This is a genomic window from Frigoribacterium sp. ACAM 257, assembly GCF_007954365.1.
Lineage (GTDB): Bacteria > Actinomycetota > Actinomycetes > Actinomycetales > Microbacteriaceae > Frigoribacterium.
This window is the reverse complement of record NZ_VOLO01000001.1, coordinates 964,609-986,599: the sequence shown is the minus strand read 5'-3', so window position 1 is coordinate 986,599 and position 21,991 is coordinate 964,609. Positions and strand designations below refer to the sequence as shown.

20 protein-coding genes are annotated in these 21,991 nt (G+C 71.9%); all 20 read right to left on the bottom strand.

Translation table 11 applies throughout. The features are described from left to right. Positions 1–2: 2 nt before the first annotated feature. The 20 genes from ES689_RS04545 to rpsD all read right to left on the bottom strand — a co-directional run bounded on the left by ES689_RS04545 (position 3) and on the right by rpsD (position 21,774). Complete coding sequence (locus ES689_RS04545; protein WP_223269377.1) at positions 3–2,018, bottom strand: primosomal protein N'; 2,016 nt, start codon at positions 2,016–2,018, stop codon at positions 3–5. 10 nt (positions 2,019–2,028) lie between these two features. Further along, positions 2,029–3,249 carry a methionine adenosyltransferase gene (gene metK / locus ES689_RS04540; RefSeq protein WP_146901837.1) on the bottom strand — a complete coding sequence of 407 codons (1,221 nt, stop codon included), beginning with the start codon at positions 3,247–3,249 and terminating at the stop codon, positions 2,029–2,031. Between the two features lie 183 nt (positions 3,250–3,432). Further along, positions 3,433–3,699, bottom strand: coding sequence for a DNA-directed RNA polymerase subunit omega (rpoZ, locus tag ES689_RS04535; protein ID WP_146900739.1), 267 nt, complete (start codon positions 3,697–3,699; stop codon positions 3,433–3,435). Between the two features lie 60 nt (positions 3,700–3,759). Continuing rightward, on the bottom strand, positions 3,760–4,665 hold the full coding sequence (gmk, locus tag ES689_RS04530) for a guanylate kinase (RefSeq protein WP_146901835.1): 906 nt from the start codon (positions 4,663–4,665) through the stop codon (positions 3,760–3,762). Continuing rightward, positions 4,662–5,558, bottom strand: coding sequence for an orotidine-5'-phosphate decarboxylase (pyrF, locus tag ES689_RS04525; protein ID WP_146900736.1), 897 nt, complete (start codon positions 5,556–5,558; stop codon positions 4,662–4,664). The genes gmk and pyrF overlap by 4 nt, the downstream gene beginning before the upstream one ends. Next, on the bottom strand, positions 5,555–8,830 hold the full coding sequence (carB, locus tag ES689_RS04520; protein WP_146900733.1) for a carbamoyl-phosphate synthase large subunit: 3,276 nt from the start codon (positions 8,828–8,830) through the stop codon (positions 5,555–5,557). The genes pyrF and carB overlap by 4 nt, the downstream gene beginning before the upstream one ends. Beyond that, positions 8,830–10,017, bottom strand: coding sequence for a glutamine-hydrolyzing carbamoyl-phosphate synthase small subunit (gene carA / locus ES689_RS04515; protein ID WP_146900729.1), 1,188 nt, complete (start codon positions 10,015–10,017; stop codon positions 8,830–8,832). Before carA ends, carB begins: the two co-directional genes overlap by 1 nt. Beyond that, the gene (locus ES689_RS04510; RefSeq protein ID WP_146900726.1) at positions 10,010–10,534 is read right to left on the bottom strand and encodes a hypothetical protein; all 525 of its coding nucleotides are present in this window, start codon (positions 10,532–10,534) and stop codon (positions 10,010–10,012) included. Before ES689_RS04510 ends, carA begins: the two co-directional genes overlap by 8 nt. After that, positions 10,531–11,901: a dihydroorotase gene (locus tag ES689_RS04505; RefSeq protein WP_223269376.1), complete on the bottom strand. Its 1,371-nt coding sequence runs from the start codon at positions 11,899–11,901 to the stop codon at positions 10,531–10,533. The genes ES689_RS04510 and ES689_RS04505 overlap by 4 nt, the downstream gene beginning before the upstream one ends. Continuing rightward, on the bottom strand, positions 11,898–12,854 hold the full coding sequence (locus ES689_RS15815) for an aspartate carbamoyltransferase catalytic subunit (protein WP_146900720.1): 957 nt from the start codon (positions 12,852–12,854) through the stop codon (positions 11,898–11,900). Before ES689_RS15815 ends, ES689_RS04505 begins: the two co-directional genes overlap by 4 nt. Further along, positions 12,851–13,393, bottom strand: a complete 543-nt coding sequence (gene pyrR / locus ES689_RS04495; RefSeq protein ID WP_146900717.1) for a bifunctional pyr operon transcriptional regulator/uracil phosphoribosyltransferase PyrR — start codon at positions 13,391–13,393, stop codon at positions 12,851–12,853. The genes ES689_RS15815 and pyrR overlap by 4 nt, the downstream gene beginning before the upstream one ends. 104 nt (positions 13,394–13,497) lie before the next feature. Next, complete coding sequence (nusB, locus tag ES689_RS04490; protein ID WP_146900715.1) at positions 13,498–13,908, bottom strand: transcription antitermination factor NusB; 411 nt, start codon at positions 13,906–13,908, stop codon at positions 13,498–13,500. Positions 13,909–13,926: 18 nt separating this feature from the next. After that, positions 13,927–14,490 carry an elongation factor P gene (efp, locus tag ES689_RS04485; RefSeq protein ID WP_123545904.1) on the bottom strand — a complete coding sequence of 188 codons (564 nt, stop codon included), beginning with the start codon at positions 14,488–14,490 and terminating at the stop codon, positions 13,927–13,929. 80 nt (positions 14,491–14,570) lie between these two features. Beyond that, the gene (aroB, locus tag ES689_RS04480; RefSeq protein WP_146900711.1) at positions 14,571–15,662 is read right to left on the bottom strand and encodes a 3-dehydroquinate synthase; all 1,092 of its coding nucleotides are present in this window, start codon (positions 15,660–15,662) and stop codon (positions 14,571–14,573) included. Then, positions 15,659–16,255 (bottom strand): shikimate kinase, encoded by a 597-nt coding sequence (locus ES689_RS04475; protein WP_370512326.1) that lies wholly within the window; start codon positions 16,253–16,255, stop codon positions 15,659–15,661. The genes aroB and ES689_RS04475 overlap by 4 nt, the downstream gene beginning before the upstream one ends. Beyond that, complete coding sequence (gene mltG, locus ES689_RS04470; RefSeq protein ID WP_146900705.1) at positions 16,252–17,499, bottom strand: endolytic transglycosylase MltG; 1,248 nt, start codon at positions 17,497–17,499, stop codon at positions 16,252–16,254. Before mltG ends, ES689_RS04475 begins: the two co-directional genes overlap by 4 nt. 3 nt (positions 17,500–17,502) lie before the next feature. Continuing rightward, positions 17,503–18,012: a Holliday junction resolvase RuvX gene (gene ruvX, locus ES689_RS04465; protein ID WP_146900702.1), complete on the bottom strand. Its 510-nt coding sequence runs from the start codon at positions 18,010–18,012 to the stop codon at positions 17,503–17,505. 7 nt (positions 18,013–18,019) lie between these two features. Beyond that, entirely contained in the window at positions 18,020–20,692 is a 2,673-nt protein-coding gene (gene alaS, locus ES689_RS04460) for an alanine--tRNA ligase (RefSeq protein WP_146900699.1), read from the bottom strand. Between the two features lie 65 nt (positions 20,693–20,757). Further along, positions 20,758–20,970, bottom strand: coding sequence for a hypothetical protein (locus ES689_RS04455; RefSeq protein ID WP_146900696.1), 213 nt, complete (start codon positions 20,968–20,970; stop codon positions 20,758–20,760). Positions 20,971–21,144: 174 nt separating this feature from the next. Then, positions 21,145–21,774: a 30S ribosomal protein S4 gene (gene rpsD, locus ES689_RS04450; RefSeq protein ID WP_146900693.1), complete on the bottom strand. Its 630-nt coding sequence runs from the start codon at positions 21,772–21,774 to the stop codon at positions 21,145–21,147. Positions 21,775–21,991: the final 217 nt, after the last annotated feature.

The window sequence follows — 21,991 nt, the reverse complement described above, 5'->3', positions numbered from 1 at the left end:
GGTCAGTCGGTGAACGGCTCGACGTCGTCGAACCGCACCCTGAGTGTAGGCAGGCCCCGGCCGCGTCGAGAGCCGATCGCCTTCCGGCGCTCCGTCGCGGCGCGGATGACCTGCGACCGCAGCACCTGCGCGACGTCGTGTCCGCTGGCGTAGTCGAAGCGCACGATGGCGCGGACGCCGGCGTCGGGGACGTCGACCGGCCCGAGGGTCTCCTTGCGGACGCCCTCGGGGAGCTCGTCGAGGGCGCGGGCGACGGTCTCGACCCCGCCCGTGACGGTCGCGACGCGCACGGCGGGCGGGAACCGGAGCTCGCGTCGGTCGGCCAGCTCGCCGGAGGCGTACCGGGCCAGCTCCCACGTCGCGAGCGAGGAGGCGATGGCCCCGCCGACCCCGACGAGCACGATGGGGGCTCGACGGGCCGCCAGGGCCGCGGCGTTGGCCCACCAGCGGAGGCAGTCCTCGGCGACGCGGAGGCTCTCGCGAGCCAGCATCCTCTCGCCGTCGAGCAGGAGCACGGCCCGGTAGCCGCCGGGAGCGATCGGCTCGGCGCCCCGCGTGGCGACCACGATCGCGGGCTCGGCGTCGACGTGCGTCACCTGGCGGGAGCCGTCGGACACGATCACGCGCACCCCCGGGAACGCCTTGCCGAGCTCGTCGGCCGTGCGGGACGCCCCCGTGCCCACCGACTTCATCTGCGTGCCCTCGCAGGTCGAGCAGCGCCAGCCCACCGCGAGGGCGCCGCACCAGGAACACGCCGGCTGTGCGCCCTGCGCACGCTGCACCAGCGGGCCGCCGCAGCGCGTGCACCGTGCCGTGTCGCCGCACTCGGTGCACGCCAGGCGCGGCGAGTAGCCGGGGTGGGCCACCTGCACGAGCACCGGCCCGTGCTCGACCGCGGCCCGCGCCTCCGTCCAGGCCGTCGAGGGGATCCGTGCCTGTGCGGCGAAGCCGTCCTGGGCTGGCTGCTGTGAGGTGGGCACGACACGGGGCTGGTAGCGCGGATCGGGACGGACCTCCGCGAGGAAGCCGATCTCGACGAGGCGCTGCACGTCGGTGCTGCGCGCGTGGCCGAGGAACACGAGTGCCGTCTGCTGCTGGGACTGCCGCACCAGCGCGGTGTCGCGGGCGTGCACGTACGGGCTCAGCGGCTCGCCCATCAGGGGGTCGCCGTCGTCGAAGACGACGATCAGGCCGAGACGCGCCGACGGCGCGAGGAGCACGGACCTGTTGCCGACGAGGACGAGCGGCTGGTCGCCCCTCGCCCGCAGCACCGACCGGTAGCGGTCGGCGTTCGACTGCTTCGAGTCGAGCCGCACCACGCTCTCTGCGGGCAGCAGGGCGGCCAGGGCCCGCAGCACCTGGTCCTCGTCGCGGTGGTCGGGCACGGCGACGATCGCGTTCTCGCCCGCGGCCAGGGCCACCGACGCGAGCTGGGCGACCGTGACGGCCCACCGGCCGACCCACGAGCCGTCGGGCAGCTCGTCCAGCAGCGGCACCGCGTCGACGGCGGCGCGGCCGCGGGCCGCGACGATGCCCGCGAGCTGGTCCGCGCCGTAGCCGGTGACCTCGGAGGCGACGACGACGGGGTACGAGACCGTCTCGCCCGACTCGGCGGCGGCCGTCGCGGCCGCGAGCACCTGTTTCTCGACCCTCGCCTGGCGGGGCGGCACCGCGAGGCGGAGCACGTCGCTGGCGGAGCCGCCCGCACGGTCGGCCACGGTCCTGGCCAGGGCGAACACCTCGGGGGCCAGCACGGAGGCGGTCGAGACGATCGCCTCGACCTCGCTCAGCTCGCCGCCGTGCGCTGACGACTCGACCACCTCGACGACGAACCCGTCGGCGATCCGCCCGGCCGACCGGAGCGGGACCTTGACCCGGATGCCGGGCACGACCTCGTCGCGCAGGTGCTGCGGGACGGCGTAGTCGAACAGCCGGTCGAGCTGCGGCAACGGCGACTCGACCAGCACCCGCGCCACCGCGCGCGGCGAGGACCGCTCGCTCGGGACGGGCACGCTCACGAGCGACGGGTCAGAGGCCGGCGGCGGCCCGGAGCGCGTCGACGCGGTCGAGGGCCTCCCAGGTGAACTCAGGGAGCTCGCGGCCGAAGTGCCCGTACGTCGAGGTCGCCGCGTAGATCGGCCGGAGCAGGTCGAGGTCGCGGATGATGGCCGCGGGGCGGAGGTCGAAGACCTGTCGGACGGCATCGATGATGACCTCGTCGGCCACGTGGCCGGTTCCGAAGGTCTCGACGTAGAGCCCGACGGGCGCGGCCCGGCCGATCGCGTAGGCGATCTGCAGCTCGATGCGGTCGGCCAGGCCTGCCGCGACGGCGTTCTTGGCCACCCAGCGCATGGCGTAGGCGGCCGAGCGGTCGACCTTCGACGGGTCCTTGCCCGAGAAGGCGCCGCCGCCGTGACGGCTCGCCCCGCCGTAGGTGTCGACGATGATCTTGCGGCCCGTGAGGCCGGCGTCGCCCTGCGGGCCCCCGATCTCGAAGCGACCCGTGGGGTTGATGATGAAGCGCGTGTCCGTGGAGTCGAGTCCGGCCTCGTCGAGCACCGGTCGCACGACGTGGGCGATGACGTCGGCCTCGAGCTGCTCGCTCGAGACGCTCGGCGAGTGCTGGGTCGAGACGACGACCGTGTCGACCGTGCGCGGGACGACCCCGTCGTAGCCGACCGTGACCTGGGTCTTGCCGTCGGGCCGGAGGTAGTCGAGCTCGCCGCTCTTGCGGACGTGCGCCAGCCGCTCGGCGAGCCGGTGGGCCAGCCACACGGGCAGGGGCATGTACTGCGGGGTCTCGTTGGTGGCGTAGCCGAACATGATGCCCTGGTCGCCGGCGCCCTGCCGGTCGAGGGCGTCGTCGGAGGTTCCGCCCCGCGCCTCCAGCGCCGTGTCGACGCCCTGGGCGATGTCGGGCGACTGGGCACCGATGGAGACCTCGACGCCGCAGGTGCGGCCGTCGAAGCTGACGGCGGACGAGTCGTAGCCGATGCCGACGATGAGGTCGCGGACGATCGTGGGGATGTCGACGTAGCCCTTGGTGGTCACCTCGCCCGCCACGTGCACGAGCCCGGTCGTCACCATCGTCTCGACGGCGACCCGGCTCTGCGGGTCGACCGCGAGCAGCGCGTCGAGGATGCCGTCCGAGATCTGGTCGCAGATCTTGTCGGGGTGGCCCTCGGTGACCGACTCCGACGTGAAGAGCCGGAGGCTCGTCGAGGCGGTCGTGCTGCTGGCGGGGGTCACGTCGGTCGAGGTCACAGGGGCTCCGGGGTAGAGGGCGAGTTCGAGGGCGGTGCCGAGGGCACCGAGCGTCGTCGGACGCGGCGAGGCCCCGCGGGACGGTCTCCCAGGGGGCCTCGTTCGATGCTACGACGGCCCACCGTCACTGTCGCGGGAAGACGGTGACCGTGGACGATCGTGAGGTGGCTACTCCGCGACGGCGGGGAGGGGCTTGGCCTCGAGCTTGTCCTCGTTGATCTCGTGCATCGCGACGGAGAGCGGCTTGTCGTCGATGGTGCTGTCGACCAACGGGCCGACGTTGTCGAACAGGCTGCCCTCGTGCAGGTCGGCGTAGTAGTCGTTGATCTGACGTGCGCGCTTGGACGCGAAGATGACGAGCGCGTACTTCGACTCGACCTTCGACAGCAGCTCGTCGATGGGCGGATCGATGATGCCCTTGTTCTTGTCGGCCATGGGTACTCCTCGTTGTGGGGTTCTGTCAGGCACCGGCAGGTGCGGAGGTCGGGGCGCGAGTCACGCCCGCGGGCGTGCGTCCTCGGGCGCAGTCATCAATTCTACGACCTCGCGGGCCGCTTCGGGCACGTCGTGGTTCACGACCTTCACGTCGAACTCGTCCTGGGCGGCCAGCTCGACCTTCGCGGTCTCGAGCCGACGCTGCTGCTCGGCCGCGTCTTCCGTGCCCCGGCCGATCAACCGGCGGACCAGTTCGTCCCAGGTGGGCGGCAGCAGGAAGACGAGGATCGCCTCGGGCATGGCCGTGCGGACCAGGCGGGCGCCCTGCAGGTCGATCTCGAGCAGCACGCTCCGCCCGGCCTGCAGCGCGGCGTCGATCGGGGGCCGCGGCGTGCCGTAGCGGTACGAGTTGTGCACGGTGGCCCACTCGAGCAGCTCGCGCTCGCGGATCATCCGGTCGAACTCGGCGTCGTCGACGAAGTAGTAGTGCACGCCGTCGACCTCGCCCGGGCGCGGGGCGCGGGTGGTCGCGGAGATGGAGAGGTGCACGTCGGGGTAGTTCTCACGGATGTGGGTCGAGACCGTGCCCTTGCCGACGGCGGTGGGGCCCGCGAGGACGACGAGGCGCGAGCGGACCCGGCCGCGTGCCTCGCGCACGGCGAGCCAGTCGCCGAGGATCCGACGCTGCCGGACGCCGAGGCCGCCGACGCGCTTCGACTCGGCGATGCCGAGGTCGGTCATGATGCGGGCGACACGGGTCGGCCCGATGCCGGGGATGCTGGTGAGGAGCTCACGGACGCGCAGTGTCGCCTCGGGCGCCGTCGGCTCGCCGGCCCAGGCGGCCTCGGCGACGTCGAGGGCCGTTCGCCGCCGCTCGGCGACCGACGCCTTGACGGCGGCGCGGGCACGACGAGCGGCGACGGCTGCTCGCGCGGCAGCCGCACGGTCGACCGGCGGCGGGGTCATGCGAGGCACGAGCGCACCTCCTCCGCGGCGCCGCGGACGGCCGCGGCCATCCCGTCCGGGCCGGCCGCGAGGACGCCTCGGGAGGTCGAGACGAGAACGGCGCGCGCTGCTGTGCCGTAGAGGGCCGTCAGGTCGGAGACGCGAGCCCCCTGGTGGCCGAAGCCGGGCGCCAGGACCGGGACTCCGGTCAACGCTGCCGTGTCGATGCCGTACGACGCGAGGTCGACGGTCGCTCCGAGCACGAGGCCCACGGAGCCTAGTCGGGTCTCCCCCGCTGCCTGGTCGTCGTCTCGCACCTGGTCGACGATACCTGCCGCCAGGGTGCGTGACGTGCCGTCGGCGGCCGCGACGAGTGCCGTCTGGCCGGCACGCGCCTCCGGGTTGGAGGTCGCCGCGAGGACGAAGACCCCTGCGCCGACCTGCCTGGCCCGGTCGATCGTGCCCCGCAGGGAGCCGAAGCCGAGGTACGGGGACACCGTCAGGGCGTCGACCCGCAAGGGCGAGTCGGGGGCGAACCACGCATCGGCGTAGCCGTCCATCGTGCTGCCGACGTCGCCGCGCTTGGCGTCGCCGATCACGAGCAGGCCGGCGTCCCTGGCGGCCGCGAGGACGTCCTCGAGCGCGGCGAACCCGGCCGAGCCCCACCGCTCGAAGAAGGCGACCTGGGGCTTGACGACCCCGGCCGACCCGGCGGTCGCCTCGACCGCGCGCAGTCCGAGCTCGCGCACGCCCGCCGCGCTTGTCGGCAGCCCCCACTCCTCGAGCAGCCAGGCGTGCGGGTCGATGCCGACGCAGAGGCCGCCGGACGCCTCGAGGACGTCGGCCAGGCGAGTGCCGAAGGAGGCGGCGGCTCCGTCGACCGGGACGGCAGAGGCGCCGGGGTCGACCGTCACCGCCGTGCCGCCCGCGCCAGACCGTAGTCCTGCAGGCTCGTGACCTCGAACGGCGTGTGGATGGCCTCGATCGACGCCACCGCCGCGCCGAGCTGGGCGATCGTCGTGAAGAGGGCCTTGTCGGCCGCGACGGTGGCGGCGCGGATCTCGTAGCCGTCGGCGCGGGCGCTCGAGCCGCTCGGCGTGTTGATGACGATGTCGACCTCGTCTCGGTTGATCAGGTCGACGACGCTCTCGCCGCCGGCGCTGAACTTGCCGACGATCTCGGCCGCGATCCCGTTGCGGATGAGCACGGTCGCCGTGCCCTCGGTCGCGAGCACGCGGAAGCCGAGCTGCTGGAGGCGCAGGACGGGCAGCACGATGGCGCGCTTGTCGCGGTCGGCGACGCTGACGAAGACGGTGCCCGTGGTGGGCAGCCCGCCGTACGCCGCCGTCTGGCTCTTCGCGAAGGCCCGGGGGAAGTCGCGGTCGATGCCCATGACCTCGCCGGTCGAGCGCATCTCGGGGCTGAGGACGCTGTCGACGACCTGGCCCTCCTTCGTGCGGAAGCGCTTGAACGGGAGCACCGCCTCCTTGACGGAGATCGGGGAGTCGAGCGGCACGTCCGAGCCGTCCTGGGCGGGCAGCAGCCCGCCCTCGACGAGCTCGCGGATGCTCTGGCCCACCATGACGAGCGACGCCGCCTTGGCGAGCGGGATGCCGAGCGCCTTCGAGACGAACGGCACCGTGCGGCTCGCCCGGGGGTTCGCCTCGATCACGTAGAGCACGCCGGCCGCGATCGCGAACTGGACGTTCAGCAGGCCGCGGACGCCGATCCCCTCGGCGATGGCGAGCGTGGCCTCGCGGACGCGGTCGATCTCGCCCCTGCCGAGCGTCACCGGCGGCAGGGTGCAGCTCGAGTCGCCCGAGTGGATGCCCGCCTCCTCGATGTGCTCCATGACACCGCCGACGTAGAGCTCGGTGCCGTCGTAGAGGGCGTCGACGTCGATCTCCACCGCGTCGTCCAGGAACCGGTCGACGAGCAGGGGCGCGTCCGGGCCGATGATGGCCTGGTCGCTCACGCGGACGAAGTAGTCGGCGAGCGACGGGCTGTCGTAGACGATCTCCATGCCGCGGCCGCCGAGCACGTACGAGGGGCGGACGAGGACGGGGTAGCCGATCTCCTCCGCGACGGCGACGGCGCTCTCGTAGTCGGTCGCGGTGCCGTTCCGGGGGGCCAGCAGGCCGGCCTCGTCCAGGATCGCGGAGAACAGCCCCCGCTCCTCAGCCGAGTCGATGGCGTCGGGCGAGGTGCCCAGGATCGGGACGCCGGCCGCCTCGAGGCCCTTGGAGAGGCCGAGGGCGGTCTGGCCGCCGAGCTGCACGACGACGCCGACGAGCTCGCCGCTGGCGGACTCGGCGTGCACGACCTCGAGGACGTCCTCGAGCGTGAGCGGCTCGAAGTAGAGCCGGTCGCTCGTGTCGTAGTCGGTCGAGACCGTCTCGGGGTTGCAGTTGACCATGATCGTCTCGTAGCCCGCGTCGCTCAGGGCGAAGCTGGCGTGCACGCACGAGTAGTCGAACTCGACGCCCTGGCCGATCCGGTTCGGGCCCGAGCCGAGGATGATCACCTTGCGGCGGTCGCTCGGCGCGACCTCGGTCTCGAGGTCGTAGCTCGAGTAGTGGTACGGGGTGAGCGCGGGGAACTCGCCCGCGCAGGTGTCGACCGTCTTGAACACGGGGCGGACGCCGAGCGACCAGCGCAGCTCGCGCACCTCCTGCTCGCCGAGCCCGCGCAGCTGGCCGATCTGCACGTCGCTGAAGCCGTGGTCCTTGGCGTGCGCGAACAGGTCGGCGTCGAGCTCGGGCGCGGCGGCGATCTCGTCGGCGACCTCGTTGATCAGGACGACCTGGTCGATGAACCAGGGGTCGATCGCGGTCGAGTCGAAGACCTGCTCGGCCGTGGCGCCGGCGCGGAGGGCCTGCTGGACGGTGACGATGCGGCCGTCGGTGGGCGTGTGCGCCAGGGTGAGCAGCGCCTCCCGGTCGCCGGGCTCGCCCTCCCAGTGGAAGCTGGACCCGCGCTTCTCGAGCGAGCGCAAAGACTTCTGCAGCGCCTGGGCGAAGTTGCGGCCGATGGCCATGGCCTCGCCGACGCTCTTCATCGTCGTGCTGAGCGTCGTGTCGGCCGCCGGGAACTTCTCGAAGGCGAACCGCGGCACCTTGACGACCACGTAGTCGAGGGTGGGCTCGAAGGAGGCGGGCGTCACCTTGGTGATGTCGTTCGGGATCTCGTCCAGGCGGTACCCGAGCGCCAGCTTCGCGGCGATCTTGGCGATCGGGAACCCCGTCGCCTTCGACGCGAGCGCGCTGGAGCGCGAGACGCGCGGGTTCATCTCGATGACGATGACGCGGCCGTCCGCGGGGTCGATCGCGAACTGGATGTTGCAGCCGCCCGTGTCGACGCCCACGCGACGGATGATGTCGATCGAGATGTCGCGGAGGTTCTGGTACTCGCGGTCGGTGAGCGTCAGCGCGGGCGCGACGGTGATCGAGTCCCCCGTGTGCACGCCGACCGGGTCGACGTTCTCGATCGAGCAGACGACGACCGTGTTGTCGGCCGTGTCGCGCATCATCTCGAGTTCGTACTCCTTCCAGCCGAGGATGCTCTCCTCGAGCAGGACCTCGGTGGTGGGGCTCTGGTGCAGGCCGTCGGTGACCATGCGGACGAGCTCGTCGCGGGTGTACGCGAAGCCCGAGCCGAGGCCGCCCATCGTGAACGACGGACGGATGACGAGCGGGTAGCCCAGGTCCTCGGCGAAGTCGACCGCCTCCTCGACGGTGTGCGCGATGTAGGACTTCGCGACGTCGGCGCCCGACTCGAGCACCAGCTCCTTGAAGAGCTGGCGATCTTCACCCTTCTGGATGGCCTCGACCTTCGCGCCGATCAGCTCGACGCCGTGCTTGGCGAGGATGCCCTCCTCGTCGAGCGCGATCGCCGCGTTCAGCGCCGTCTGGCCGCCGAGGGTCGGGAGGATCGCGTCGGGCCTCTCCTTGACGATGATCGCCTCGAGCACCTCGGAGGTGATCGGCTCGACGTAGGTCGCGTCGGCGAAGTCGGGGTCGGTCATGATCGTGGCCGGGTTCGGGTTCACGAGGATGACGCGCACCCCCTCTTCGCGGAGGACGCGGCACGCCTGGGTGCCCGAGTAGTCGAACTCGGCCGCCTGGCCGATGACGATCGGCCCGGAGCCGATGACGAGGACGGAGTTGATGTCTGCGCGCTTGGGCATCAGTTGCTGCTGCTTTCGAGGTCGGAGCCGAAGTCGACGGGCTGGCCGGACTTCCGAGCCACGACCGCCTCGCGGAAGCGGTCGAAGAGGTGGTTGCTGTCGTGGGGGCCGGCTGCAGCCTCGGGGTGGTACTGCACGGAGAAGGCCGGGATGTCGAGTGCGCGGAGGCCCTCGACGACGTTGTCGTTGAGGCTGAAGTGGCTGACCTCGACGCGGCCGAAGCCGGCGGGCGAGTCGAGCACGCCCTCGACGGGCGCGTCGACCGCGAAGCCGTGGTTCTGGCTCGTGATCTCGACCTTGCCGGTCGTCTTGTCCAGCACCGGCTGGTTGATGCCGCGGTGGCCGAAGGGCAGCTTGTACGTGTCGAAGCCGAGGGCCCGGCCGAACAGCTGGTTGCCGAAGCAGATGCCGAAGTAGGGCAGGCCGTCGCGGAGGGCGCCGCGCAGCAGCTCGACCTGGGCGTCGCTGGCCGCAGGGTCGCCGGGGCCGTTCGAGAAGAAGAGCGCGTCGGGCGCGAGGGCGCGGAGCTGCTCGGGGGTCGTGTCCTGCGGGAGGACGTGCACGCGGAAGCCGCGCTGGGCGAGGTAGCGCAGCGTCGACGTCTTGACGCCCAGGTCGAGCACCGCGACCGAGCCGACGAGTTCGCCCTCGGCCTCGAGCACGTAGGGCTCGACGGTCGAGACCTGGCTCGAGAGGCTCAGGCCGCGCATGTCGGCCGAGCCGCGCACGAGGGCGAGCTGCTCGTCGTCGCCGAGCTCGGCGTCGGCCCCGCTGAACACGCCGCCGCGCATCGAGCCGACGTCGCGGAGACGACGGGTCAGCGCGCGGGTGTCGATGCCGCGGATGCCCACGACGCCGTCGGCGACGAGCTGGTCGTCGAGGCTGCCCTGGGCGCGGTGGTTCGAGACGACGCGGCTGGCGTCGCGGACGACGAAGCCCGAGACCCAGATGCGGCGCGACTCGGGGTCTTCGTCGTTCACGCCGGTGTTGCCGATGTGCGGGGCCGTCATGACGACGATCTGCCCGGCGTAGGACGGGTCGGTCAGCGTCTCTTGGTAGCCGGTCATGCCGGTGGCGAAGACGGTCTCCCCGAGGGTCCGCCCGACGGCGCCGTAGGCGCGGCCGGCGTAGCGGGTCCCGTCTTCGAGCACCAGGACGGCCCGGGTGGTGGTGGACGCGTCAGTCAATGGTCTGCTCTCCTGTGGTGGTGCCGGCCGCGGGGGCCGAGGTCGTGATGGTGCGGACGGCGTCGACGAGCGGGCGGGGGTCGTCCGTGACGCGCAGGTAGGTGTCGACGTCGGTGTCGCCGAGGCTCCAGGCGACGAGCACGAGCCCGTCGGTCTCGACGACGCGGTCGATGGTCCAGGTCGCGCGGCCGACGTCGCGGATCGAGGAGGCGCGGACCAGCTTCGCGGGCTCGCCCGCGATCTCGAGGCGTACGCCTTCCTGGTGCACCGAGATGACGGCCCTGCCCCGGAAGCCCAGCCCGCCGACCACGATCCGGTCGAGCGGGTCGCCCGCCCGGGTCGTCGCGACGTAGAACCCGTCGTGCTCGACGAGGGCCGGCGAGAGGACGTCGGGTGCCGTCTCGGGCAGGGCGATGTCCGCCTGCCGTCGACCTCGGGCGCGCCAGGAGCGGACCATGAGGAGGACGACGAACACGAGCAGGACGAGGATGCCCGCCCCGATCACCCAGCGGTTCACGGAGCACCTGCAGGCTCGGGGGCGGCCAGCACGGCCGCCGCGGCCACGCGAGCGGCGCGGTCGGCGATCTCGTGCTCGTCGACGACGAGGCCGTCACGGACGGTGGCGTAGCCCTGGTGCAGCGTCGCGACGACCTGCCCGGGCAACGTGTACCCGAGGAAGGGCGAGTTGCGGCTGCGGCCCGCGAGGTGCTCGGTGCCGAAGGTCCTGCTCACCCCTCGATCGTAGAGGGTCAGCTCGGCGGGCTCCCCGACGGCCAGCGGTCGTCCGTGCCCCTCGACCTGCCCGATCCGCGCCGGGGAGACCGACAGCACGCGGGCCACGTCCGCCCAGCCGATCAGGCCCGTCTCGACCATCGTCCGGTGCACGACGGAGAGGGCGCTCTCGAGGCCGACCATGCCGTTCGCGGCGGCGTCCCACTCGCAGTGCTTCGCCTCCGAGGTGTGCGGGGCGTGGTCGGTGGCGACGATGTCGACCGTGCCGTCGGCGAGGGCCGCCCGCAGCGCCTCCACGTCTTCTGCCCGGCGGAGCGGCGGGTTGACCTTGTAGCGCGAGTCGTAGCTCGAGACCAGGTCCTCGGTGAGGAGGAGGTGGTGCGGCGTGACCTCGGCGGTCACGTCGATGCCCCGCGCCTTGGCCCAGCGCACGACCTCGACGCTGCCGGCGGTCGAGACGTGGCAGACGTGCAGGCGGGCGCCGACGTGGTCGGCGAGCAGGACGTCGCGGGCGATGATCGACTCCTCCGCGACGGCGGGCCAGCCGCCGAGGCCGAGCTCGGCCGACAGGGCGCCCTCGTTCATCTGGGCCCCCTCGGTGAGGCGCGGCTCCTGTGCGTGCTGGGCGACGACTCCCCCGAAGCCCTTGACGTACTCGAGCGCGCGACGCATCAGCAGGGGGTCGGAGACGCAGTGGCCGTCGTCGGAGAAGACGCGGACGGCCGCTCGGGACCGGGCCATGGCGCCGATCTCCGAGAGGCGGCGACCCTCGAGGCCCTGGGTGACGGCGCCGATCGGCCGGACCGTGACGTAGCCCGCTCGCTCGCCCAGGGCCTGGACCTGCTCCACGACGCCCGCGGTGTCGGCGACCGGCGACGAGTTCGCCATGGCGTTGACCGCGGTGAAGCCGCCGGCGGCAGCCGCGCGCGACCCGGTGAGGACGGTCTCGGCGCCCTCGCCGCCCGGCTCGCGGAGGTGCGTGTGGAGGTCGACGAGGCCGGGCAGCGCGAGCAGGCCGTCGGCGTCGATCACCTCGGCCCCCGCGGCGCTGAGGCCGGAGCCGAGCTCGACGACGACCCCGTCGCGGACGAGGACGTCGGTTCGGGTGCCGTCGACGGTCTCGACGGCGCGGATCAGGTGGGTGGTGGTCACAGGGAGTCCTCCCGGTCGCCGGCGAGTGTGAGGTAGAGCACGGCCATCCGGACGGCCACGCCGTTGCCGACCTGCTCGCGCACGGTGGAGCGAGGCGAGTCTGCGGCGTCGTCGCCGATCTCGAGGCCGCGGTTCATCGGGCCGGGGTGCATGACGAGCGCCGCGGGAGGCAGGGACCGGAAGCGCGCCGCCCCGAGGCCCCAGGAGCGCGCGTACTCGCGGGCGTTGGGGAAGAACGCCTCGGCCATGCGTTCCTGCTGGATGCGCAGCATCATGACCACGTCGGGCTGCACCCGGGCGATGGCCTCGTCGAGGTCGTAGTGCACGTCGACGCCCAGGCGGCTGACGTCGACCGGCAACAGCGTGGGAGGCGCCACCACCGTCACGTGGGCACCCAGGGTCCGCAGCAGCCATGCGTTCGACCGCGCGACCCGCGAGTGCAGGATGTCGCCGACGATCAGCACCTCGAGGCCGTCGAGGTCGCGGCCGCGGCTCGCGTCGCCGTGCACCCGACGGCGCATCGTGAAGGCGTCGAGCAGGGCCTGCGTCGGGTGCTCGTGCGTGCCGTCGCCCGCGTTGACGATCCCGGCGTCGACCCAGCCGCTGTCCGCGAGGACGCGGGGCGCGCCGGACGCCGGGTGCCGGATGACGATGCCGTCGGCGCCCATGGCGGCGAGCGTCTGGGCCGTGTCCTTGAGGGACTCGCCCTTCGAGACGCTCGACCCCTTGGCCGCGAAGTTGATGACGTCGGCGCTGAGTCGCTTGGCCGCCGCCTCGAACGAGATGCGGGTGCGGGTGCTGTCCTCGTAGAAGAGGTTCACGACGGTCGTGCCGCGCAGGGTCGGCAGCTTCTTGACCTGCCGGGTCGAGACGTCGGCCATGTCCTCCGCCACGTCGAGGATCCGCAGGGCGTCGTCGCGGCTCAGGTCGGCCGTGCTCAGGAGGTGCTTCACGACCCCTCACCGCCCTCGATGGCGACGAGCTCGTCGTCGTCGACGCCGTGCAGGCGCACGAAGATGCGCTCGGCCGCGGACGTCGGCAGGTTCTTGCCCACGAAGTCGGCCCGGATCGGCAGCTCGCGGTGGCCCCTGTCGACCAGGACGGCGAGGCGGACGGCCTTCGGACGACCGAGCGCGCTGAGCGCGTCGAGCGCGGCGCGGATCGTGCGCCCCGAGTAGAGGACGTCGTCGACGAGCACCACGGTCGCGCCGTCGATGCCGCCGTCGGGCAGCCGGGTGGGCTGGCTCGCCCGCGTCGGGTTGCGGCGCAGGTCGTCGCGGTACATGGTCACGTCGACGGAGCCTGTCGGGACGGCGACGCCGGAGATCGACGAGAGCTGGGCGCCGATCCGCTCGGCGAGGACGACGCCTCGCGTGGGGATGCCCAGCACGACGAGGCCGTCGGGTCCCCGGTTCGACTCGAGGACCTCGTGGGAGATGCGCGTCAGGGCGCGCGTGATGTCAGCCTGACTCAGCACGGTGCGTGTGCTCAATCGGACCTCCTTCCCCGCCTCTCGGGACGGAACTTAAAGGACGTCGGTGGTGGTGGTGCCGGCTCCGTCGCCCCCGTCGAGGGTGCCCGTGGCCGGCACCGAGCCTAGCCGCTCGTGGCGATGCGCCCGAGCAACCCGTTCACGAAGGGAGCCGAGTCGTCCGTGCTGAGCGACTGGGCCAACTCGACCGCCTCGCTGATCGCCACGTGGTCGGGGACCTCGTCGTTGTGCAGCAGCTCGAATACGCCGATCCGGAGGATGCCCCGGTCGAGCGTCGGCATGCGGGCCATCGTCCAGCCCTGGGCGTACGTCTCGATCAGCTCGTCGATCTCGCCCTGGTGGTCGATGACGCCCTGGACGAGGTCGCGGGCGTAGCCCCAGCTGGAGTTCCGCTCTGGCTCCTGACGGGCCCGTGCCGTCTCGGCGGCCAGGGCGTCGGTCATGCTGATCTGGCGGATGTCGGCGACGTACAGGACGTCGAGGGCGCGCTTCCGCGCCTTGGTGCGTGCGCTCACTGTGCGGGTGGCCGCCGACTACTCGTTGACGCGGCCGAGGTAGCCGCCGTCGCGCGTGTCGACCTTGACCTTGGTGCCGGTCTCGAGGAACAGCGGGACCTGGATCTCGTAGCCGGTCTCGACGGTGGCCGCCTTCGTGCCGCCGGTGGAGCGGTCGCCCTGCAGGCCGGGCTCGGTGTAAGTGACCTCGAGGACGACGGAGGCGGGCAGCTCGATGTAGAGCGGGTTGCCGTCGTGCAGCGCCATCTGGACGTTCTGGTTCTCGAGCATGAAGTTCTTCGCGTCGCCGACGATGGTGGCGGGCACGTTGATCTGGTCGTAGTCCGTGGTGTCCATGAAGACGTAGCCGTCGGCCTCGGCGTAGAGGTACGTGTACTCGCGGCGGTCGACGTTGGCGAACTCGATCTTGGTGCCGGCGTTGAAGGTCTTGTCGACGACCTTGCCCGAGCGCACGTTCTTCATCTTGGTGCGGACGAAGGCGCCGCCCTTGCCCGGCTTCACGTGCTGGAACTCGATCACGTTCCAGAGCTGGCCGTCCAGGTCGAGGACGGCGCCGTTCTTGATGTCGTTGGTGGTCGCCATGCGTGCGAGGTCCGATCGGGAGTGAGGTGGGTGGGGCCGGATCTGGCCGGGTTCGAGTGTAGCGGACGGGCCGCGAGCCCTCAGGAGCCGATCTCCTGGTACGCCGCGAAGAGCAGGCTCGAGTCGGGGCCGGTGACGATCGTCGGCTTGCCGATCTCGTCGAGCACGATGAAGCGGAGCATGCCGGCGCGGGCCTTCTTGTCTCGCTGCATCGTCGCGAGCAGCGTGTTCCAGCGGCCGAGCGGGTAGCTCGTCGGCAGGGTCAGCGACTCGAGGATGCGCCGGTGGCGGTCGACGGCGTCGTCCGACAGTCGCCCGGTCAGTCGTCCGAGCTCGGCGGCGAAGACCATCCCGACCGACACCGCGGCACCGTGCCGCCACTGGTAGCGCTCGGCGTGCTCGACGGCGTGGCCGAGCGTGTGCCCGTAGTTGAGGATCTCCCGGAGGCCCTGCTCGGTGAAGTCCTGCCCGACGACCCGCGCCTTGAGGGCGATCGACAGCTCGACGACCCGTCGGAACTCGGGGGTCGTCGGGTCGACGGCACGGTCGACGTCGGCCTCGACGATGTCGAGGATCTCGGGCTCGGCGATGAAGCCGACCTTCACCACCTCGGCGAAGCCGGCGAGGATCTCGTTGCGGCTCAGCGTGTCGAGCATGTCGAGGTCGGCCACCACGGCCGTCGGGGCCCAGAACGCGCCCACGAGGTTCTTGCCCTCGGCCGTGTTGATGCCCGTCTTGCCGCCGACGCTCGCGTCGACCATGCCGAGCACGGTCGTCGGCACCTGGACGAGCTGCACCCCGCGGAGCCACGTCGCCGCGACGAAGCCGGCCAGGTCGGTCACGGCTCCCCCGCCGAGGCCGATCACCGCGTCGGTCCGGGTGAAGTCGGCCTGGCCGAGCACCTGCCAGCAGAAGGCCGCGACCTCGACCCGCTTGGCGTCCTCGGAGTCGGGCACCTCGGCGATGAGGGCCTCGAGGCCGGCCTCGACCAGGGCGTCGCGGAGCTCGTTCGCTTTGCGCCCGAGCGTCGGCGCGTGGACGATCAGGACCTTCTTCGTCTGAGGGCCGAGCAGCTCGGGGATGCGGGCGCGCACCCCGTGCCCCACGAGGACGTCGTAGGGCGCGTCGCCCTCGACGCGGATGGTGGTGACGTCGGTCGTCTCGTCGGTCATGCGTCGTCTTCCTGTCGGTGGCGGAGATCGGTGGGTGCCGCGGCGGCGGCGGGGGCGGCACCCGCGAGCCAGGCCACCACGTCGTCGACGACGTGGGACACGGGGCGGCGGGACGTGTCGACGACGAGGTCGGCGAGGTTGCGGTAGACGGGCTCCCTCTCGAGGGCGATGGCCCGCCAGGCGTCCATGCCGCCCTGGGCCAGCAGGGGGCGGCTGGAGCCCTCGAGCCGAGCCGCCACGGCTTCGGGCGTCACGGTGAGGAGCACGACCGAGGCGCCCCGGAGGCGCTCCCGGGTGAGCGGGTCGAGCACCGCGCCTCCTCCGAGCGAGACGACGCCGGTCGACGCGAGCGCCTCGGCGACGACCTCGCGCTCGAGCTCCCGGAAGCGCGGCTCTCCGTCTCGGGCGAATATCTCGGCCACGGGGCCGTGCCGCTGCACGAGCAGGCGGTCGGTGTCGAGGAACCCCACGCCGAGGCGGCGGGAGAGCTTCTTGCCGATGCTGGACTTGCCCGCGCCCATCGCGCCGATCATCGCCACGGGGCGATCGAGCGCGGCCGGGCGTCCGGCGGTCGTGTCGGTCGAGGCGGTCACTGGTACTCGGGGTGCTCCCGCATCCATGCCTGCCACACCTTCACGGCGGCTTCGTGCTCGGCGAGCGTGGTGGAGAACGTCGTTTCTCCCGTGTCGAGGTTGGTGGTCACGAAGTAGAGCCACGTGCCGTCCGCCGGGGCGATCGCCGCGTTGATGGCGAGGTCGCCCGGGTTGGAGATCGGCCCCACCGGCAGGCCGACGTGCTGGTACGTGTTGTAGGGGTTGGACTCGTCGCCTCGCTCCTCGTCGGTCGTCGTGACCCGGTGCGTGTTGCCCGTGCCGTAGGCGACGGTGGCGTCGGACTGGAGGAGCATGCCGTCGTCGAGGCGGTTCTGGAAGACCCGCGCGACCTTCGGGTAGTCGTCGGCGAGGCCGGCCTCGCGCTGGATCAGCGAGGCGAAGACGATGACGTGCTGCTGGTCGGCAGGTGCCACGCCGGCGTCGACCAGACGCTGCTTCATCGTGTCGACCAGGAGCTGCAGGTAGCCGTGCGCGTCGAGCCCGGGGTCGAGCTCGTACGTCGCGGGGAACAGCCAGCCCTCGAGCGAGGTGGCCTCGGCAGGGAGGCCGAAGGACGCCACGTCGGCGGCCGCGGCCTGGACGTCGGCCTCGGGGATCTCGGTCGCCGACGAGATGAGGCTGTAGACGTCGACGGCGGCGGTGCCCTCGGGGATCACGAGCTTGTCGGTGACCCGGTTGGCGCTGTCCTGCAGGGCGGTGACCGCCGACGTGGCGCTCATCTCCTGCTGCAGCGTGTAGGTGCCGGGCTGGAAGGTGAGGGTCGTGTCCGCGACGAGCATCGAGTAGACGGACTCGAAGCTGGCGGTCACTCCGCTGTCGAAGAGGTTGGTGGCGATGTCCGAGCCGTTCTCGCCGCTCGTGATCGCGAACGAGACCTCGGTCCCGTTCCCCGCGCCCGGGTAGTCCTCCGGCGCGTCGTTCCCGCTCAGCTTGGCGACGAGCGGCGCGACCGCGCCCCACGCGGCGACGACGCCGGCGGTCCCGCCGCCCACGACGACGAGGGCGATGACGAGGAGGACGACGCCGCCCTTGCGGCTCCGACGGGGCCGGGGGCCGCCGTCGTCCCGGCTCGCTCGACGCTCAGAGCGACGCGGCGCCTTCTCCTGCTCGCGGGTGGCCCGGCGAGACGTCGGAGCGGCGGCGGGAGGGCGACCGGCGTCGCCCTTCGGCTCGGTGGGGGGCTGGGAGGCGAAGATGTCGTCCCAGTTCGGATCGTCGGCCACGCGTCATCGTCTCTCGTCGGTGTCGGGTCGGTCTCCGGCGCCGCCGTCGGCGACCGGGGCGCTCACCAGGTGGCCGGGCGGGAGACCGCTCGACCGCTCCAGCTCGAGCGCGTGCTGGACGATGATAACAGCGGCGACTTGATCGATGACGGATCGTTGTCTCTTGCCCTTGCGCCCGGAGGCGCGAAGTGCAGTCTGTGCGCTCACCGTCGACAGTCTCTCGTCGACCAGGCGCACGGGCACCGGACACCGGGCTGCGATGGCGGCGGCGAACTCCCGCGCGTCGCCGGTGGACAGGGTGTCGGCCCCGGACAGCGAGAGCGGGAGGCCGACCACCACCTCCACGGCGTCGAGCTCGGCCACGTGGCCCAGGATCGCGTCGACGTCCGCCGATCCGGACGCCGCGCGCGGCACCGTCTCGACGGGCGTCGCGATCATCCCGGACGGATCGGTCCTGGCGACCCCGATGCGGGCCCTGCCCACGTCGACGCCGAGGCGCACGCCCGTCCTCATGCGGTGCTCAGGACCCCAGCGCGGCGACGATGCCCGTGAGCGCCGTGCCGATCGCTGCGACGTCGGATCCGCCGCCCTGGGCCAGGTCGTCCTTGCCGCCGCCCCCGCCGCCGAGGATCCCCGCCGCCGTGCGGGCGAGCTGGCCCGCCTTGACGCCCGCCGACCGGGCGGACGCCGTGGTCGCCACGATCACGGCGGGCTTGCCCGCCACGTCGGCGGCGAGTGCCACCACCGAGGCCGAGTCGCTGCCGAGGCGCTCGCGCACCGACAGGACGAGCGAACGCAGCTCGTCGGTCGTCTTGACCGTGCCCACGGACTCGGCGACGACGGTGAGGGACCCGACCGGCGACGCCTGCTCGACGAGCGCGGGAACGCGCAGCGACAGCTGCGCCGACTCGAACTCGGCGATCTTCTTCTCCGCCGCGCGCAGGCTCGACACGAGGTCGCCGATCCGCTCGGGGAGCTGCTCGCGCGGCGTGCGGAGCGAGGACGTCAGCTGGGAGACGATGGCCCGCTCGGCGGCGAAGTCACGGAAGGCGTCGAGGCCGACGAGCGACTCGACCCGGCGGTTCGTCGAGCCGACCGAGGTCTCGCTGACGAGGTTGATCAGACCGATCTGCGCGCTCGTCGCGACGTGGGTGCCGGCGCAGAGCTCGCGCGACCACGGGCCGCCGATGTCGACCATGCGGACCGTCTCGCCGTACTTCTCGCCGAAGAGCGCCATCGCGCCGAGCGAGCGGGCCTCGTCGAGGGGCAGCACGCGGGTCGTGACCGCGAGGTCGTCGCGCACGGCCGCGTTCGCGACCTCCTCGACCTCGCTGCGGGTGGCCGGGCTGAGCGCCTGGCTCCAGTTGAAGTCGAGGCGGAGGTAGCCGGCCTTGTTGTACGAGCCGGCCTGGTGAGCCTCCGGGCCGAGCACCTCCCGGAGCGCAGCGTGCACGAGGTGGGTCGCAGAGTGCGCCTGCGTGGCACCACGGCGGTAGGCAGGGTCGACGACGCTGGTCGCCGCGTCCCCGACCCCGACCTCGCCCGATCGCACCTGCACACGGTGGCTGACCAGGCCCTTGACCGGCTTCTGCACGTCGAGGACCTCGAGGTCGAAGCCCGTGCCGACGATGCTGCCGGCGTCGGCCTCCTGGCCGCCCGACTCGGCGTACAGGGAAGTCTCGGCGAGGATCACCTCGGCGATGTCGCCCGCCACGGCACGGTCGACGCTCGCGCCGTCGACGATCAGGCCGAGCACGCGCGTCTCGGTGTCGAGCACGTCGTAGCCCGTGAACACCGTCTCGCCCTGCGCGCGGAACGCGCTGTAGACGCTCAGGTCGGCGAGGGCCACCTTGCGCGACTTGGCGTCGGCCTTGGCGCGGGCGCGCTGCTCGCTCATCAGCCGGTCGAACGCATCGCGATCGACCGTGAGCCCGCCCTCCTCGGCGATCTCGAGGGTGAGGTCGATCGGGAACCCGAAGGTGTCGTGCAGCAGGAAGGCCGTGTCCCCGGCGAGCCGGGGGGAGGTGCCGGGCGCCGCCTCCTTCTTGGTGTCGTCGACGGCGATGTCGAGGATGCTCGTGCCCGCCGCCAGGGTGCGGAGGAACGTCTCCTCCTCGGCGAAGGCGAGGCCCGAGATCCTGTCCCAGTCGCGCTCGACCTCGGGGTAGGCCGACTTCATCGCGTCGCGGGACGCCGCGAACAGGACCGGGAAGGTCGTGCCCTCGACGCCCAGGAGGCGCATCGAGCGGACGGAGCGTCGCAGCAGGCGCCGGAGGATGTAGCCGCGGCCCTCGTTCGACGGCCGGACGCCGTCGCTCATGAGCATGAGCGCACTGCGCACGTGGTCGGCGATGACGCGCATGCGGACGTCGTCGTCGTGGACCGCGCCGTAGCGACGACCGGACAGCTCGGCAGCGGCGTCGAGGACGGGACGGACCTGGTCGATCTCGTACATGTTGTCGACGCCCTGCTTGAGGAAGGCGACGCGCTCGAGGCCCATGCCGGTGTCGATGTTCTTGTTCGGCAGCTCGCGGACGATGTCGAAGTCGACCTTCGACCGGACGTTCTCGATCTGGTACTGCATGAACACGAGGTTCCAGATCTCGACGTAGCGGTCGTCGTCCGTCGCCGGGCCGCCGTCGGCGCCGTAGGCCGGGCCCCGGTCGAAGAAGATCTCGGAGCACGGACCTGCAGGTCCGGGCTGGCCGGTGTGCCAGTAGTTGGTGTCCTTGCCGAGTCGCTGGATGCGCTCGTCGGGGAGGCCGGCCACCTTCTTCCAGAGGGCGATCGCCTCGTCGTCCTGCTCGTAGACCGTCACCCAGAGGTCGTCGGGCGAGAACGCGAGGCCGCCGTCGGCCTCGCTCGAGGTCAGCAGCTCCCAGGCGTAGCCGATCGCCTCCTCCTTGAAGTAGTCGCCGAACGAGAAGTTGCCGTTCATCTGGAAGAACGTGCCGTGCCTCGGCGTCTTGCCGACCTCTTCGATGTCGTTGGTGCGGATGCACTTCTGCACGCTGGTCGCCCGCGCGTACGGCGTCGGCACGAGACCGGTGAGGTACGGGATGAACGGCACCATGCCGGCCACGGTGAAGAGCAACGACGGGTCGTCGCTGACCAGCGAGGCGGACGGGACGACGGTGTGCCCGCGCTCCCCGAAGTAGTCGAGCCAACGGCGGCGGATCTCGGCGGTCTGCATGGTTCTCCTGAGGAGGGGTCGGTCGATGGGGCTGCTGACGAGGAGGCGCTCGGGCCCCCACGCGGTCAGCTCGCGCTGGTCGTGCCGTCGTCGTGCGGGTCGGTGCCGCGCAGCTCGGCGTCGCGGGAGCGGTACCCGTCGACGACCGCGGCACGGAAGTGGTCGAGTCCGCCGTCGAGCTCGCCGAAGAACCGGCGGCCGCGCGGAGTCGAGTTGAGGAGGTGCGCACCGACGAGGCCGAGTGCGACTCCGACGGACAGCAGGACCAGGTTCTTCACGGGTGCTCCTCACGACGTGTCCCGTGACGAGCACACGAGACGACACGTCAGCCTACTTCGTCGCCGTCGTCCGTCGGGAACGACGGAGGACGTACCTCCCCCGGGAACGACGGAGGGAGCGCCCCACGCGACGTGGAGCGCTCCCTCTGTGGTGGTACGGGTGTACCGGTGCGACTAGCGGGCGGCGTAGTACTCGACGACCAGCTGGACCTCGCAGGTCACGGGGACCTCGGCGCGCTTCGGGCGACGCACGAGGCGCGCCTGCAGCTTGTCGATCTCGACCTCGAGGTAGCCAGGGGTCTTGGGGAGCAGGTCGACGTGACCGCCGGCCGCGGCCACCTGGAAGGGCTCGGTGGTCTCGCTCTTGGCCTTGACGTGGATCATCTGGCCGGGCTTGACGCGGAACGAGGGGCGGTCGACGAGCTTGCCGTCGACGAGGATGTGCCGGTGCACGACCATCTGGCGCGCCTGCGCCGTGGTGCGGGCGAAGCCGGCACGCAGGACGAGGGCGTCGAGACGGGTCTCGAGCAGCTCGACCAGGTTCTCACCGGTCAGGCCCGAGGCCTTGCGGGCCTCGTTGAAGACGATCTTGAGCTGTGCCTCGCGGATGCCGTACTGGGCACGCAGACGCTGCTTCTCGCGGAGACGGACGGCGTAGTCGCTGTCGGTCTTGCGCTTGGTGCGGCCGTGCTCGCCGGGAGCGTAGGGACGCTTCTCGAGGTAGCGGGCGGCCTTCGGGGTGAGGGCGATGCCGAGAGCACGCGAGAGACGCGTCTTGCTCCGGGTGCGGGACTTGGTGGACATGCGTGTTCCTATCGAGATCTTGTCGGTGGTGGTGTTCGCCGGCCTGGCGCGTGAGCGCCGACGGGCCTAACAAGAGGGATGATCGCCGCGGCGGAGACCGGCTACAGGTCTGACCGCCTTGGTCGGGTCGTCATCAGCAGCCGCGCGTCGACGCCCGAGTGCAGGCAACCACCCGAGCATACAGGAGCACCGTCGGGCGGTCGACCCCCGCCGACGG